At 66.4% G+C, this 15,891-nt stretch carries 10 protein-coding genes; 4 read left to right on the top strand and 6 right to left on the bottom strand.

What is annotated here, in order from left to right; translation table 11 throughout:
• The first annotated feature begins 58 nt into the window (after positions 1-58).
• The 4 genes from P0652_RS09965 to P0652_RS09950 all read left to right on the top strand — a co-directional run bounded on the left by P0652_RS09965 (position 59) and on the right by P0652_RS09950 (position 7,673).
• Positions 59-1,045, top strand: coding sequence for a tripartite tricarboxylate transporter substrate-binding protein (locus P0652_RS09965; RefSeq protein ID WP_284178667.1), 987 nt, complete (start codon positions 59-61; stop codon positions 1,043-1,045).
• Positions 1,046-1,081: 36 nt separating this feature from the next.
• Positions 1,082-2,365 carry an MFS transporter gene (locus P0652_RS09960; RefSeq protein WP_284178666.1) on the top strand — a complete coding sequence of 428 codons (1,284 nt, stop codon included), beginning with the start codon at positions 1,082-1,084 and terminating at the stop codon, positions 2,363-2,365.
• Between the two features lie 79 nt (positions 2,366-2,444).
• Positions 2,445-5,060, top strand: coding sequence for an aminopeptidase N (gene pepN / locus P0652_RS09955; RefSeq protein WP_284178665.1), 2,616 nt, complete (start codon positions 2,445-2,447; stop codon positions 5,058-5,060).
• A gap of 300 nt (positions 5,061-5,360) precedes the next feature.
• Positions 5,361-7,673, top strand: a complete 2,313-nt coding sequence (locus tag P0652_RS09950; protein WP_284178664.1) for a sensor histidine kinase — start codon at positions 5,361-5,363, stop codon at positions 7,671-7,673.
• Between the two features lie 5 nt (positions 7,674-7,678).
• Here the strand turns inward: P0652_RS09950 and P0652_RS09945 are convergent, their stop codons facing one another.
• From P0652_RS09945 to ccmE, 6 genes are all read right to left on the bottom strand, one after another.
• Positions 7,679-10,618 (bottom strand): bifunctional [glutamine synthetase] adenylyltransferase/[glutamine synthetase]-adenylyl-L-tyrosine phosphorylase, encoded by a 2,940-nt coding sequence (locus tag P0652_RS09945; protein ID WP_284178663.1) that lies wholly within the window; start codon positions 10,616-10,618, stop codon positions 7,679-7,681.
• Positions 10,618-12,069: a HAMP domain-containing sensor histidine kinase gene (locus tag P0652_RS09940; RefSeq protein WP_284178662.1), complete on the bottom strand. Its 1,452-nt coding sequence runs from the start codon at positions 12,067-12,069 to the stop codon at positions 10,618-10,620. Before P0652_RS09940 ends, P0652_RS09945 begins: the two co-directional genes overlap by 1 nt.
• Positions 12,059-12,739, bottom strand: a complete 681-nt coding sequence (locus P0652_RS09935; RefSeq protein ID WP_284178661.1) for a response regulator transcription factor — start codon at positions 12,737-12,739, stop codon at positions 12,059-12,061. The genes P0652_RS09940 and P0652_RS09935 overlap by 11 nt, the downstream gene beginning before the upstream one ends.
• A 211-nt stretch (positions 12,740-12,950) precedes the next feature.
• A complete protein-coding gene (locus P0652_RS09930) occupies positions 12,951-13,439 on the bottom strand; it encodes a cytochrome c-type biogenesis protein (RefSeq protein WP_284178660.1) in 489 nt (162 codons plus the stop codon).
• 5 nt (positions 13,440-13,444) lie between these two features.
• On the bottom strand, positions 13,445-15,418 hold the full coding sequence (locus tag P0652_RS09925; RefSeq protein WP_284178659.1) for a heme lyase CcmF/NrfE family subunit: 1,974 nt from the start codon (positions 15,416-15,418) through the stop codon (positions 13,445-13,447).
• The gene (ccmE, locus tag P0652_RS09920) at positions 15,415-15,876 is read right to left on the bottom strand and encodes a cytochrome c maturation protein CcmE (RefSeq protein ID WP_284178658.1); all 462 of its coding nucleotides are present in this window, start codon (positions 15,874-15,876) and stop codon (positions 15,415-15,417) included. Before ccmE ends, P0652_RS09925 begins: the two co-directional genes overlap by 4 nt.
• Between the last annotated feature and the right edge of the window lie 15 nt (positions 15,877-15,891).

Genomic DNA, 15,891 nt, shown 5'->3' with positions numbered 1-15,891 from the left:
CACCAGCTTGAGGGGCCGGATGTCAAGACCAAGACTGGAACCAAGGGAGAGTGACCAGATGACTATGACCAAACGCCAAGGCCTGACCGCAGCAGCGGCTATCGGGGCGATCCTCGCGCTCGGAGCCGGCTCGGCGCAGGCGCAATATCCAACCAAGCCGATCACCATGATCGTTCCGTTCGCGGCCGGCGGCCCGACGGATGTGGTGGCCCGCATTGTCGGCGAGAACATGTCCAAGACGCTCGGCCAGCCGGTGATCATCGAGAATGTCGCCGGTGCCGGCGGCACCACCGGCATCACGCGCGCGGCCAAGTCGGCTCCGGATGGCTACACGATCGCCATGGGCCATATGGGCACGCATGGTGCGGCGCCGGGCCTCTATCCGAATATCGCCTACAATCCTCAGACGGATTTCGCGCCGATCGGCCTCGCTGCCGGCACGCCGATCGTGATCGTCGCGCGCAAGGACCTGCCGTTCAAGACCCTGCAGGAATTCATCGCCTACGCCCAGAAGAACGAGAAGACCATCAACAACGCGAATGCGGGCTCGGGCTCGGTTTCGCATATCACCTGCGTGCTGCTGCACGAGATGATGAAGATCAACCCGAACACGATTCCCTATCGCGGCACCGGCCCGGCTTTGACCGATCTGATCTCGGGCAAGGTTGATTACATGTGCGACCAGATCGTCTCGGTCAGCAGCCAGGTCAAGGGTGGCACCATCAAGGCTCTGGCGATCGCCACGCAGGCGCGCTCGCCCTCGCTGCCGGATGTTCCGACCACCAAGGAAGCCGGGCTGCCGGCCTTCGAGGTTTCGGCCTGGAACGCCGTGTTCGCGCCGAAGGGCACGCCGGCCGATGTCGTCGCCAAGCTCAGCGATGCGCTGACCAAGGCCGTTACCGATCCGGCCACGAAGAAGAAGCTCGAGGATCTCGGCGGCGTGGTGCCGGATGCGAAGGGCGCCTCGCCGGCCGCCCTTGCCGCTTTGGTCAAGTCGGAGAATGACCGCTGGATCCCGCTGCTGAAGGCGAAGGTCAAGCAATAAGAAATATTGATCGATCCATCTCAGGATCAGTCTTGAATGCCGCCGGTTTCCGGCGGCATTCTCTATTCAACGCGACTCATCCTGGGTCGCCCTTTCTTCAGGCCTTCCCGCGTGCCCTCTTCTCCGCCGATGCCGCCGGCCGTGCGGCGGACCATCCTTGGCCTTGGGGTCAGCCAGATCATCGGCTGGGGAACGACCTATTATCTCCTGTCGTTGCTGAGCGGCGAGATCGGCGCCTCGCTCGGCATGTCCACCGCTTGGGTTCTGGGCGGGACATCACTTACCCTGGGCGCTGCGGCCCTGATAGGCCCCCGCATCGGCCGGTGGCAGGACAAGGCCGGCTCGCGGATCGTCATGGCGACCGGCACGGTGATCATGGCGACAGGTCTTGTGGTGCTGGCCTACTCAAAGGGGCTGCTCAGCTATTATCTCGGCTGGGCGATCATCGGGATCGGCTCGCCGATGACGCTCTACTCCGCCGCCTTCACGGCCCTGACACAGATGTCCGGAACGCAGGCGCGGCGCGCCATTTCCTACCTCACCTTCATGGGCGGGCTGGCCTCGACCTTGTTCTGGCCCTTCACGGCCTGGCTGATGTCGTTCCTCGACTGGCGGACGATCATCCTGTTCTTCGCCGGGCTGAACCTCGCGATCTGCCTGCCGATCCACCTCACCCTCCTTCCCGGAAGGGCCGGCAAAACCGCCCATGTGCCAGCCGCCGACCCGGTGGAAGCCGGAATCCCCGCCGCGGCCTTTCCGCTCGCTTTCGTACTTTTCGCCGCGATGCTGGCGATGAATGGCCTGATCTTCAATTCGTGGTCCCTTCTGGTCTTTCCCCTGCTGGAGGGCCTGGGCTTCGCCGCCACGGCGGCGGTGCTCGTTGGCAGCATGGTCGGCGTGTTCCAGGTCGCGGGCCGGATGGGCGAGGCGCTGCTGGCGCCGCGCTTCAGCATCATGTGGACAGCCTTTGTCTCTGCCGCGTTCCTGCCGGTCTCGTTCCTCTTCCTCATCCAGGCCCAGGGGAGCATCCCCATTGGCCTCGCCTTCGCCGTCTTCTACGGCATCTCGAACGGGCTGTTGACAATCGCGCGGGGGGGCCTGACGCTGGCGATCTTCGGGTCACGGGGCTATGGCGAGCGCCTGAACCGGATCACCGTCTCGCAGAACGCGGCCGGGGCCGTGGCGCCAATTCTCGGAGGCTTCCTGCTCGACAGGCTGGGCGCTGCGATGCTCGTCGACCTGATGCTGGCGACGGCCGGGCTGGCCCTCGTGACGATGCTCGCCCTGCGACACCATTGCGCTAGACACGGGCTCAACTGAGCCTAGCCTGCGACACCCTGTCCTGTCGTTCTTCCCGGAATGGCGGGCCGCTTTTTCTTGCAGACGTGCCGGGGGTCCCATGCGTACCGAAACGCCACCCATCATCCGCCTCACCGATTACCGCGTGCCGGATTTCCTGATCGACCATGTCGATCTCGATTTCAGGCTCCAGCCGGAGCGGACGATGGTAACCTCCCGCCTCGCGATGCGCCGGAACCCGGCCGGGCGCCCCGATGCCAGCCTGGTTCTCGACGGCGATGACCTGACATTGACCGGCCTCGCAGTGGATGGCGCGCCGGTGCCCGCACAGGCCTACAATGCCACGCGGGACAGCCTGAGCATCGACGGGCTCGGCGACCGGTTCACCCTGACGGTCGAGACCGAGATCAACCCGGCCGCCAATACCAAACTCATGGGGCTCTACCGCTCCAACGGCGTCTATTGCACGCAATGCGAGGCGGATGGCTTCCGCCGGATCTCGTATTTCCTTGACCGGCCGGACGTGATGTCGACCTGGCGCGTGCGGATGGAGGCCGAAAAGGCCGAGGCGCCGCTGCTGCTCTCGAACGGCAATCCGGTCGAATCCGGTGAGATCACCGGGACCGGCCGGCATTACGCCGTCTGGGACGACCCCCACAAGAAGCCCTGCTACCTTTTCGCGCTGGTCGCGGGTGATCTCGATGCCTTTACGGGGAGCCATCTCACCCCTTCCGGCCGCAAGGTCACGCTCAACGTCTATGTCGAGAAGGGCAAGGCCGAGCGCGCGGCCTATGCGATGGATGCGCTGATCCGCTCCATGCGATGGGACGAGCAGGCCTTCGGTCGGGAATATGATCTCGACCTGTTCAACATTGTCGCCGTGTCCGATTTCAACATGGGCGCGATGGAGAACAAGGGCCTCAACATCTTCAATGACCGCTACATCCTGGCCTCTCCGGAAACGGCGACGGATCAGGATTACCACAATATCGAAGCGATCGTTGCCCATGAGTATTTCCATAACTGGACAGGCAACCGGATCACCTGCCGGGACTGGTTCCAGCTCTGCCTGAAAGAAGGGCTCACCGTTTTCCGGGATCAGGAATTCTCCTCGGATGAACGCTCGCGGCCGGTGGAGCGGATCGCCAATGTCCAGACGCTCCGCGCTGCGCAGTTCGTCGAGGATGCCGGGCCGCTGGCCCACCCTGTCCGCCCGCAGACCTACAAGGAAATCAACAACTTCTACACAGCGACGGTCTATAACAAGGGTTCCGAGCTGATCCAGATGATCCGCCTGCTGATCGGGCCGGAAGCCTTCCGGGCCGGGATGGATCTCTATTTCGAGCGCCATGACGGCGAGGCGGCGGTTGTCGAGCAGTTCATCCAGTGCTTCGCCGATGTCTCCGGCCGGGATTTTGCGCCCTTCATGCGCTGGTATGATCAGGCGGGCACGCCCGTCGTCACCGTGACCAGCAACCACAATCCGGAGACCGGCCGCTACACGCTGCATTTCCGGCAGGAAACGCGGCCGACCCCGGGCCAGCCCGAAAAACATCCGCAGGTCATTCCGATCCGGCTCGGGCTGATCGGCGAGGATGGCACCGAGCTGGCGCCGGACGAATTGTTCGTGCTCGAAGGCGAGACCGGAAGCCGCAGCTTCACCGGACTGACCCAGAGGCCGATTCCCTCGCTGTTCCGGGGCTTTTCGGCGCCGGTCAAGGTCGTCATCGACCGCAAGGAGGGCGATCTTCTCACCCTGGCCCGGCATGATGTCGATCCATTCAACCGCTGGCAGGCCCTGCAGGATGCGGCGACCGATCTCCTCACGCGGTCCGTCCGGGCCATTGGCGAGGGCAAGGCTCCGCTCGACAGCACCCGGCTGGCCGAGGCGGTGGCGAGCCTGATCGCCGGCAGCCAGCAGGATCCGGCCTTCGCCGCCCTTGCCATCGGCCTGCCGACGGAAGGCGACCTGGCGCGCGAGATCGCGACCGAGATCGACCCGGAGGCGATCGGGTTGGCCATCGACCATCTCCGACGCGCCATGGGCCGGCTGGTGCGCGAGCCAGCCTCGCGGGCCTATGACACGCTGTCGCAACCGGTGCCGTTCAGCCCGGACGGGACAAGTGCCGGCCGGCGGGCGCTGCGGGCGCAACTCCTGCGTTATATCGTGGCGGCCGATCCGGAGGGTGGCGCCCGGGTCGCCCTCGGCCAGTACGAGCAGGCCAACAACATGACGGACCGCGTCGCTGCGCTGACAGCCTTGCTGCCTTGCGAGGGGCCGGAACGCGAAGCGGCTCTGGCTGCGTTCGAGAAGGCCTATGGCGCGGATGCCCTTATTCTCGACATGTGGTTCGCCCTGCAGGCCCGCGTGCCAGGGTCGGGCTCCGTGGCGCGCGTCCGCGCGCTGACGGCCCATCCGAAATTCACGCTTGCCAACCCGAACCGGGCACGGTCGCTGATTGCGACCTTTGCCAACGGCAACCTGCGCGGCTTCCATGCGGCCGATGGCAGCGGCTACCAGCTGGTGGCTGAAATCATCGACGCGCTGGATGCGCGGAACCCGCAGATCGCGGCGCGCATGGCGACCGCGTTCCGCACCTGGCGCAATCTCGAGAGCGGCCGGCGGGAAAAGGCCGGCTCGGTGCTGCGGACGCTCGCCGGCAAGGCCAACCTTTCCCGCGATCTGGGTGACATTCTCGAACGCACACTCTCATGACGTGCATTCCTCGTGTCCGACACGTCGAGGCTGCGGACCCCGACGGTCGCGCCTCTGCTTCAGTCAAGTCTGATATAAACAAATAAACAAGAACAGAAGTGAACATAAGAAGAATATTTTAAAAACATCTTCGCATATGCTGCCTTTGATCCGGTCAGCACGGGCCCGCAAGCCCCAAATGGTAAACAAATTCTTAGAATGGCGCTTGCCAGCGCGATTCTCCGCGATTCTACTAGGGGTGATTCGGGGCGATGCGGCACATTCCCCGGCTCATCTGGGGGATGTTTCGAGGGGGCAAGCATGGTGCGATCATTCGCGGCCAGCGCTATTCGTTTGCGCGAAAAACAGGGACAGGTCGCCGGAAAATCCGGTCTGTCACCGGCGATTTCGGGGCCAACCCGGCTCGATCGCGCGGTGCCGATCCTGGTTCTGATCTTTCTCTCCGTTGCCGCAATCAGCATCACGCTTCAGTTCACTTCCAGCCGGAATGCGCAGCTCCGTTCGAGCGAGGATGCGCTGGCGGTAGCGGCCCATTTCCTGGCGGCGGAAATGTCCCGCCAGAGCCGCGAGACCGGCGAGACGACCTTCTCCCTGCCTGTCCTTCCGACCGAGATCCATGAACCCGGCCGCCGCTTCGTCCTGCTCGACATGCTCGGCGTGATCCGCGGCGGCCACGCCGCCCCCGGCGAGATCGCCCTTCCGGTCGATGCACTGTTCCACGAGCCCGGCCTGTTCGCCGGGCAGCTCCGCCATGGCGGCGCCTTCCGCGTGGCGCTGCATACGGGGGATCTCGCCAGCGTCTACCTGCGCCAGCCGGCAGGGTTCGGCGGCTACGTGCTGGCGTTGCAGCCGGTGGATGACGAGCTCCGCACGTGGCGCCACCATGCCGGCGTGCTGGGCGGGATCCTGCTCAGCTTCGGCGCGGTGACGATTGCCTTCACGCTCGTCTTCTACGCCCAGCGCGAGCATACCGACACGGCCCGGGCGCGGGCGCGGCAACTCCGGCTGCAATTCGAGAACGCGCTGGAACATGGCCATTGCGGCCTCTGGGACTGGCGGCTGGGCGACGACACGCCGACGCTGTCGAATTCGATGTACCGGATGCTGGGCCTGACGAACCGTGACCTGCTCGACCGGGCCGGGATCGAGGCGCGGCTCCATCCGGAGGACCATGATCTCTTCCAGCGGATCGAGGACAGCGCGCGGGCCGGCCACAGCGAGTTCGACTATCTCTTCCGGATGCGCCACGAGAGCCAGGGCTGGGTGGCCCTGCGGATGCGGGCGGTGATCGACCCTGCTCCGGCAGGCCAGAGCGCCCGGCTGCTCGGCATCGTCATGGATGTCACGCAGGAGCGCGTCGCCGAGGAGGAGAGCCATCGGGCCGATGCCCGGCTGCGCGATGCGATCGAATCCATCTCCGAGGCCTTCGTGCTCTGGGACGAGAACAACCGTCTCGTCATGTGCAACTCGAAATACCAGTCCTTCCATGGCCTCGCGCCGGAACTGGTCCAGCGCGGTGCCGGGTACAAGACGCTGATGGCCGCCGCATCCGAGCCGAGGGTCCTGATCGAGATCGATCGCGGCACCGAGCCGGAAACTGGCACCCGCGCCTACGAGGCCCAGTTCCAGGATGGCCGCTGGCTGCTGATCAGTGAACGGCACACACGGGATGGCGGCTATGTTTCCGTCGGGACCGACATCACCGCGCGCAAGCTCCAGGAGGAACGGCTGATGGAAAACGAGCGCCAGCTCCGCATCACCGTGACCGATCTTGGCAATTCCCGCGAGGCGTTCCGCAAACAGGCGGCGCAGCTGGCGGAACTGGCCGACCGCTATCTCGAGCAGAAGGCCGAGGCGATCAGCGCCAACCGGATCAAGGCCGAGTTCCTGGCCAACATGAACCACGAGATCCGCACCCCGCTGAACCACATTATCGGCTTTGCCGAGATGATCGAGGGCGAGGTGTTCGGCCCCTGCGGCTCCGACCGCTATCTCGAATATGCCCGCGACATCCGGCTGAGCGGCATCACCCTGCTCTCGCTGATCTCCGATATTCTCGACATGGCCCGGATCGAGGCCGGACGCGTGGCGCTGGACCGGTCTGCCACGCCGCTGGGCGCCCTGCTGGCCCGGGCGGCGGATGATGTCCGCGATGCGGCCGAGGCCAAGAACATCACGATCGAGATCGAACCGGAACTCGAGGACAAGGCCGGCCAGCGGCTGATCCATGTCGATGCGACCGCCATCTCGCAGGCCCTTGCCCATCTGCTGCGGAACGGCATCCGGCTGTCGCCGATCGGCGGCCGCGTATCCGTCCGGGCGCGCATGGCGGGCGACCATATCAACCTGTTCGTCGCCGATTCGGGCGGCGGGCTCTCTGCCGGCGATCTCGGGACGATGGGCGACCCGTTCGGCCATATCGACGGCATGCTCCATGATGGCTGCAAGGGTTCCGGCCTCGGCGTGGCGATTGCCCGCTCGCTGGTGGAACTGCATGGCGGGACGATGCGCCTGCGCTCGGCGCCGCAGATCGGCTCGCTGGTGCTGATCCACCTGCCGGTCTCGCTCGAACCGGTGCAGCTCTCGCTGCCGATGAGTGCCGCCGGCGCCTGAGCCTTTCAACCGCCCGGCTTCACCTTGCCGATGAGGCGCTCGAAGATCTGACGGGTCTGCTTCTGGAGATCGACCAGTTCCGCCACGAGATAGGCGAAATCCGGCTTGTCCAGCAACGCGGCAAGCCGCCGCTTGAAGACCGGGCTGGCCTCGGCCTCGTCGAATGGGCCGGAAATGCAGAGCCGGGTCGCCTGGGTGACGGCCGATTGCAGCCGCCAGGACGCAACCAGCGCCTCGGCATCGGCAGCCGCGAGCAGGCCCGCCTCGGCCGCCGACTGAAGCGCGCCGAGCGTGCCCCCTTCCAGCAGCGCGGGATGCCGCGCGGCATGGACCAGAACCATCGCCTGGGCGATGAATTCGCAATCGACCAGCCCGCCCGGCCAATCCTTCACGTCGAACCGGTTGCGCCCCGGCTTTTCCTGCGCCATCAGCCCACGCATCGCGGCAACCTCGGCCAGCACTGATTTTGCCTCCCGCGGAGTGGCAAGGATGGCCTGCGCCTCCTCGCGCCAGCGCCGGCCCAGGGCGGAATCCCCGGCCATCGGCCGGGCGCGGGAGAGCGCCATGCGCTCCCAGGTCTCGGCTTCGCTCACCTGGTATTCACGGAAGCCGTTGAGCGAGGTTGCAACCGTGCCCTTGCGGCCGGAGGGGCGGAGGCGGAGATCGATCTCGTACAGAGTGCCCGTCCGCATCTGGGCCGACAGCGCCGAGACGAGCCTTTGCGTCAGCCGGGCGAAGTATTCCGACGGCATCAGCGAGCGGGCCCCGTCCGATACAGCATCCGGGGGTGCCTCGTAGATGACCACGAGGTCGAGATCGGAATTGGCGGTCATCTCGCGCGAGCCGGCCTTGCCATAGGCGACGAGGATCATCTCGGCGCCGGGAATCACGCCATGCGTCTTCGCGAATTCCGACCGGACGCGCTTCAGCACGACATCCACGAAGATCTCGGCGATCGCCGTATGGGCCAGGCCGGCCTCGGCCAGCGGCAGCACGCGCGAAAAGACCCGCGTGCCCAGCAGGAAACGCTCGGCGCGGGCCAGTTCGCGCGCCCGCTCGAGGAAAAGCTCCATGTCGGTCTCGCGGTCGAGCCGCGGCGCGATGCGGGCCCGGGTTGCCTCGATGGTCAGACCGTGCAGGAATTCCGGATCAACCAGCACGTCGAGCACATGCGGTGATTGCGCGACGATCTCCGACAGGCGCGGCGCCGAGCCGAGGATCTCGGCGAAGAGCCGGCGCAGATCGGCGTTGTTCTTGAGGATCGAGAACAGTTCCACCACCGCCGGCATGCGCTGGAGTGCGTTGTCGAAGGCGAGCAGCGCGCCATCCGGGTCCGAGGACTTGCCGAAAGCCTCGAGCAGGCCGGGCACCAGTTCCGTCACGATTTCGCGGGCCCTTGGCGTGGTGATGGCCGGGCGACGGCCGAAATGCCAGCCGCGAACGGTCTCGGCCACCATATCCGGCCGCTGGAAGCCGAGGCGGCGCAGGGTGTTCAGCGTTTCCGGGTCATCCTCGACCCCGGTAAAGACGAGACTGCCCGCCTCGGAGGCGAGGCCCGGCACCGCCTCGAAAAGGCGGGCGTAATGGCGTTCGACGATGCGCATCTGGCGGATCAGCGCCTTGTCGAGCTCGCCGCGCGTGAACCCGGCGAGGCGCGCAAGGCTGGCGAGTTCCTCATCGCCGCGCGGCAGTTTCTGCGTCTGCTCGTCATTGACCATCTGCACCCGATGCTCGAGATCGCGCAGGAAGCGATAGGCGGTAGCCAGCTCGCTGGCCGCTTCCGGCGTGACCCAGCCCTCGCGGGCCAGTTCGTCCAGCATGTCGAGCGTGCGGGCTCCGCGCAGGGAGGGCCGCCGGCCGCCATAGACGAGCTGCTGTGTCTGGACGAAAAACTCGATCTCGCGGATGCCGCCGCGCCCGACCTTGAGATCGTGGCCCGGCACGGTGATCTGGTCATGGCCGCGGACGGCGTAAATCTGCCGCTTCATCGCGTGGATATCGGCGATGGCGGCATAGTCGAAATATTTCCGCCAGATGAAGGGCTCGAGCTCCTTCAGGAAAGCACCGCCGGCCTCGATATCGCCGGCAATCGGGCGGGCCTTGATGTTGGCCGCGCGCTCCCAGTTCTGCCCGACGCTCTCGTAATAGCCGAGCGCGGCATGGACCGGCATGGCGATGGGTGTCAGGCCGGGATCGGGCCGGAGCCGGAGATCGACGCGCTGGACATAGCCATCGGCCGTCCGCTCGTTGAGCAGCCGGACGATGCCCTTGACCAGCTGGATGGCCAAGGCCTGCGGATCGGCAGCGGAGGCAATGCCCGGCGCCTCGGGCTCGTAGAAGATCGTGAGATCGATATCCGAGGAATAATTCAGCTCCCGCGCACCATGCTTGCCGAGGGCCAGCACAAACAGGCCGAAACCGCGTTCCGGCGCGGCCGGATCCACCGGCGTGAAGCGGCGCATTGCCATCGCCTCGCGCAGGCCGAAGCGCAGGGCCGCCTGCACGCTGGCATCGGCGAAATCGGACAGGGCCTCCGTTACGCGCACCGTGTCGATCACACTGCCGAGATCGGCCATCGCGATCAGCAGTGCCGCCCGGGCCTTGGCCTGCCGCAGCCGGCGCATCGACGCGGACGCTTCGCCCTCCTCGCCTGCGGCAAGGGTTTCGGCGAGAATGGCGGCCAGCGATTCCGCGAAAGACTTCTCCAGCAGCGGCGGCACCCATTCCGGCCAGCGCCGCACCAGCCGCCAGAGATAGGGCGAGCCCTCGGCGAGGCCGGCCAGAAGGCTCGCGGCAACCGGGTGGGCCTGGGTCAGAGGCACAAGGCCGGCAGCGTCTTCCTCGGCGAGCAGATCGGCCAGCTTCTGTCGGCCGGCCTTGCCGGATTTCGGCACCTGGACAAAGGACTCTGCGAGGGAAGCCGAGGGCGTTGCCGCTTTTTTCATCAGGCCGGATTGTGGGCATCCGGTGCCGCCGGTGCAACCCCGGCCGGCAGCGAGATCACAGCCTTCAACCCCGGCGCGTTATCTTCCAGCCGCAGGACACCGCCATGCAGGCGGGCAATCGCATTGACCAGCGACAGGCCGAGGCCGAAGCCCGGCTTGGCGCGGCTGCGATCGAGCCGGACGAAGCGCTCGGTCACGCGCTCGCGATCGGCCTCGGGAATGCCGGCGCCGCGATCCGCCACGATAATCTCGATCGCCTCGCCAGCCCGGCGGGCCACAAGGCGGATCTCCGGCGGCGGGCCTATCCCCGCCTCGACCGGCTGGCCATATTTCAGCGCATTGTCGAGCAGGTTGGCCACGGCCCGCCCGAGCAATTCACGGTTGGCGCGCAGGGTCAGCCCCGGTTCGATCGAAACCCGGAGCGGCAGGCCCGCTTCCTCGGCCAACGGCTCGTAGAGTTCCGCGAGGCCGGACAGGGCATCATCCAGCCGGAGATCCTGCAGGCTGGTGGCGAGATTGCCGGTCTCGGCGCGGGCAATCATCAGCAGGGCATCAAAGATCCGGATGAGATGGTCGGATTCCTCGATGGCGCGCAGCAGGCCCTCGCGGCTTTCCTCCAGCGTGCCGGCCTTGCGCAAAGCCTCCTCGGCCCCGTTCCGCAGCCGCGTCAGCGGGGTGCGGAGATCATGGGCGACATTGTCCGAAAGCTCGCGCAGACCGGCCATCAACTCGCCAATCCGGTCGAGCATCTGGTTGAGATGCGTGGCCAGCCGGTCGAATTCGTCATCGACATTCGTAACGGGCAGGCGTTCGGACAGGTTGCCATCCATGATGCGGGCGCTGGAAGCGGCGATGGCATCGACGCGCGCGAGAACCCGGCGGGTCACGAACCAGGCGCCGAAACCGCCCAGAACCAGGACCAGCAGGACAGTCCAGCGCCGGGCGCGGCGGATGACTTCCTGCAACCGCGCGCGGTCCTCAAGATCGCGGCCGACAAACAGGCGGAACCCGCTGGGCAACAGGAAGACCCGCAGCTTGGCGAGGCGATTGACCTCGACCGGCTCGTCCGGCGCGCCGAAATTCACCTCGATCCAGCCGGGGCTCTGGTCGAGGGCGGGCACGCGCAGCAGGGCATTGCCGGTCACGGAATCGCCCCGCCGGTCAACCAGCAGGTAGATGAAGCTGCCGCTCTGTCGGCTGCGCCGCTCGATGGCGGTGATGAGCCGCCTCTCGCCACCCTGGCGATATTGCTCGGCCAGCGCGTTGATCTCGGTCTCGATCGTAGCGGTGATCTGGTCATCCAGCAGCCGCCGGCTGGTCCAGGAGAGATAGCCGAGAACGAAGACCGCGAAAATGATGAAGATCAGCAGATACGCTGCGGACAGCTTGAACGCGCTGGTGCGGATGACCTGCCCGAAAGCCTGCCGGAACGCCCCGAACCTACCGGGCATTGTCGCGGATCATGTAGCCCGCGCCCCGGACCGTGTGAAGCAGCGTGCCGCCCTGCCCGCGATCGATCTTGCCGCGGAGGCGGGAAATATGGACGTCGATCACGTTGGTCTGGGGGTCGAAATGGTAGTCCCAGACATTCTCGAGCAGCATGGTCCGTGTCACGACCTGCCCGGCATGGCGCATCAGATATTCGAGCAGGCGGAATTCGCGTGGCTGGAGCAGGATTTCCTCGCCGCCGCGGGTGACGCGATGGGCGAGCCGGTCGAGTTCGAGATCGCCGACGCGATAGGTGAGCTGCGCGCTCTGCGGGTTCTGGCGGCGCGCAAGCGCTTCCACCCGGGCGAGGCATTCGGTGAAGGCATAGGGCTTGGTCAGATAATCGTCACCGCCAGCCCGGAGGCCAAGCACGCGGTCATCGACCTGGCCAAGCGCGGAAAGGATGAGAACGGGCGTCGTACGCTTCTCTGCCCGCAGGGCCATAACGAGCGAGAGCCCGTCGCGCTTCGGGAGCATGCGATCGACGATCAGGACATCGTAGCTGCCAGCCATGGCCATCTCGAGGCCGGCCTCGCCATCCATCGCGAGATCGGCCACATGGCCGGATTCCCCGAGGGCGCGGGTGAGATAGCGGCCGGCTTCAGCATCGTCCTCGACCACCAGGATTTTCATCGGGAGAACTCGATCGGAAGCGGCATTGACGGGGTACACATCGCCATTTCGGGCCGGCCACGTCAAGCCGGGAGAAGGGGCGGTCCCGCGGTGGAATTCCGGAGCGGGGGGCGACGGGGGTTGACCGAAACACCGCACCGCGAGACACGCTTATGGTTTAGCGCCCGCTGATTTAACCAAAGCTGTCGGGCGCATTAAATGACGGTAATGTTCAGGCGGCCGGACCGCTGCGTCCCGGCTTGTCCAGCAGGGCCTGCAATTCCGCCTGCTCCTCCGGGCTGAGCATTTCGGCCGGCCCCTCGCCGGCCTCGCCCGGACGGCGGCGGAACAGGCGCCAGGCAGCCAGCCCGCCCAGCGCAAGGGCAAGGCCGGGCAGGCTCCAGAGCAGGATTGTCTGGGCCGAGACCGGCGGCCTCAGCAAAACGAAGGCGCCATAGCGCGCCACGAGGAAATCGCGGATCGCAGCATCGCTGTCGCCAGCGCTGATCCGCTCGCGCACGATGCGGCGGAGATCGACCGCCAGCGGGGCATCGGAATCATCGATCGACTGGTTCTGGCAGACGAGGCAGCGCAACTCGGCCGAGAGCTTGCGGGCCCGGCTCTCCTGCGCGGCATCGGGCAATTGCTCGCCCGGGCGCACGGCGAGAGCCGGCGTGGCGAACAGGGCTGCAGCGAGGAGGAGGCCGAGCGGGTATCGCATGGGACTCACTCCGCCGGTTCGGGCCGCAGGCGGGCGCGCCGGGCGGGCACGCCGATCCTGAGCCGGCGGTCGAGCAGCGAGAGGATGCCGCCGATCGACATCAGAAGCGGCCCCAGCCAGATCAGCAGCACGAAGGGCTTGTGATAGGCGCGCAGGTCGACATGCTGGCCATCCGAGGTCTCGCCGATGGCGAGGTAGATCTCGCTCAAGCCATGGCGATAGCGGCCGACCTCGGAAGTCGGCATCTGCCGGCCGATATAGACGCGCTTGGCCGGCCGCAGCCGCGCCAGTTCGGTGCCGGCGGGATCACGCAGCGAGAATTCCGCCGCGATGGCGTTGTAATTCGGGCCGGTCACGGGGCCGATGCCCTCGAGGCGGAGCGTGTAGCCATCGAGCGCGAGGGTTTCGCCCGGCTTCATGGCGGCGATCTTCTCGGTCTCGAAGGCGGTGGCGCTGATGCCGATCACCATCAGGCCAGCCCCGGCATGGGCCAGGGCCATGGCGGTGATCGATTGCGGGATGGCCCGAAGCCTGGCGCCGATCATGCCGATGCCGCCCCGCAGGCCCCGGTCGAGCAGGTCATCCAGCGCGCCGAGTACGAGGAAAATGCCAAGCCCGATCCCGGCCAGCGCGAGAACAGGGCCGCCGCCGGCCGCATAGGCGGAGATCGCCGCGCCGACAACACCCAGAGCCATGCAGATCCAGAGCCGCTGGCTGGCGCCGAGCAGGTCGCCGCGTTTCCAGGCGAGCTTCTGGCCAAAGGGAATGGCGAGGAAGAGCGGCACCATCAGCGGGACGGCGGTGAGGTTGAAGAAAGGTGGGCCGACGGAGATCTTCGCGCCGGTCAGGGCTTCGAGCAGCAGCGGGTACAGCGTGCCGACGAAGACCGCCAGCGAGGCCACCGACAGGAAGAGGTTGTTGAAGACCAGCGCCCCCTCGCGGCTGATCGGCGCGAACAGGCCGCCGCCTTGCAGCGCCGAGGCGCGCGCCGCGAAAAGCGCGAAGCTGCCGCCGATGAAGGCGATCAGGATGAGGAGGATGAAGAGGCCGCGCTCCGGATCGACCGCAAAGGCATGGACGGAGGTCAGCACACCGGACCGGACGAGGAAGGTGCCGAGCAGCGAGAGCGAGAAGGTGACGACGGCGAGCAGGATGGTCCACGTCTTCAGCGCTTCGCGTTTTTCCAGCACGATGGCGGAATGCAGCAAGGCTGTGCCCGTCAGCCAGGGCATGAGCGAGGCATTTTCCACCGGATCCCAGAACCAGTAGCCGCCCCAGCCGAGTTCATAATAGGCCCAGTAGGACCCCATCGCGATGCCCAGCGTCAGCGTGATCCAGGCGGCCAACGTCCAGGGGCGGATCATCCGCGCGAAGGCGGCATCGACCCGGCCGAGCACGAGGGCGGCCGCGGCGAAGGAGAAGACGATCGAGAAGCCGACATAGCCGAGATAGAGAAGCGGCGGGTGGATCGCGAGGCCGGGATCCTGCAGGACAGGGTTGAGGTCGCGCCCCTCGATCGGTGGGTTCGGCATGCGCAGGAACGGGTTCGAGGCGAAGATCAGGAAGGCGCAGAAGGCGCTGGCGATCAGGCCCTGAACGCCGAGGGTCGCGCCGAGCATGTCATCGGGCAGGCGCTTCGAAAACACGGCCACGCCCGCGCCGAACAGGGCGAGGATCAGCACCCAGAGCAGCATCGAGCCCTCGTGGTTGCCCCAGACGCCGCTCCATTTGTAGATCAGCGGCTTCAGCGAATGCGAGTTCTGGAAGACGTTGAGCACCGAGAAATCCGAGACGAGATAGGCATGGGTCAGCGCGGCAAAGGCGAGCGCAAGCAGCGCGAAATGGACGAGCGCGGCCTGCGCCCCGAGCCGGGCGAGAACAGCATCGCCACGGATGGCACCCCAGAGCGGAACGGTCGCCTGGAACAGGGCCACGGCGAAACCGAGGATCAGGGCGAAATGCCCGAGTTCGACAATCACGGCTTCGCTCCCTTGCTCTCGCCCTTGCCGTCTTTCCAGACGCCCTGCTGCTTCAGGCTGTCGGCCACCTCGCGCGGCATGTAGTTCTCGTCATGGCGGGCGAGCACGGTGCTGGCATTGAACACGCCGCCCGGTTCAAGCTTGCCCTCGGTCACGACGCCCTGCCCCTCGCGGAAAAGATCCGGCAGGATGCCCTGATGGGTCACGCGGACGGTATTGGCGCCGTCGGTCACCACGAAGCGGACAATCTGGTTCGGCTCCTTGACGAGGCTGCCGGTCTCGACCAGCCCACCGAGGCGGAAGGCCTCGCCCGGCTTGACCTTGCCCTGCACCACTTCGGTCGGCGACCGGAAAAACATGATCTGGTCCTGCAGGGCCACGAGGATCAACCCCGTGGCGACTGCGAGGACGAGGCCGATTGCCCCGATCATGGCCAGCCGTTTCTGCTTGCGCGTCATGCCCCTGCCCCGCCC

This window comes from Rhabdaerophilum sp. SD176 (assembly GCF_030143245.1).
Taxonomy (GTDB): Bacteria; Pseudomonadota; Alphaproteobacteria; order Rhizobiales; family Beijerinckiaceae; genus Rhabdaerophilum.
The sequence above is the reverse complement of the archived record's forward strand: the minus strand, read 5'-3'. Positions and strand labels throughout refer to the sequence as shown.

What these genes read in the sequence shown, in the direction of transcription:
- P0652_RS09935 (WP_284178661.1), bottom strand. Translation starts at nt 12,739, where the DNA reads ATGAAAATCCTGGTGGTCGAGGACGATGCTGAAGCCGGCCGCTATCTC.
- P0652_RS09940 (WP_284178662.1), bottom strand. Translation starts at nt 12,069, where the DNA reads ATGCCCGGTAGGTTCGGGGCGTTCCGGCAGGCTTTCGGGCAGGTCATC.
- pepN (WP_284178665.1), top strand. Translation starts at nt 2,445, where the DNA reads ATGCGTACCGAAACGCCACCCATCATCCGCCTCACCGATTACCGCGTG.
- P0652_RS09945 (WP_284178663.1), bottom strand. Translation starts at nt 10,618, where the DNA reads ATGAAAAAAGCGGCAACGCCCTCGGCTTCCCTCGCAGAGTCCTTTGTC.
- ccmE (WP_284178658.1), bottom strand. Translation starts at nt 15,876, where the DNA reads ATGACGCGCAAGCAGAAACGGCTGGCCATGATCGGGGCAATCGGCCTC.
- P0652_RS09930 (WP_284178660.1), bottom strand. Translation starts at nt 13,439, where the DNA reads ATGCGATACCCGCTCGGCCTCCTCCTCGCTGCAGCCCTGTTCGCCACG.
- P0652_RS09950 (WP_284178664.1), top strand. Translation starts at nt 5,361, where the DNA reads ATGGTGCGATCATTCGCGGCCAGCGCTATTCGTTTGCGCGAAAAACAG.
- P0652_RS09960 (WP_284178666.1), top strand. Translation starts at nt 1,082, where the DNA reads ATGCCGCCGGTTTCCGGCGGCATTCTCTATTCAACGCGACTCATCCTG.
- P0652_RS09965 (WP_284178667.1), top strand. Translation starts at nt 59, where the DNA reads ATGACTATGACCAAACGCCAAGGCCTGACCGCAGCAGCGGCTATCGGG.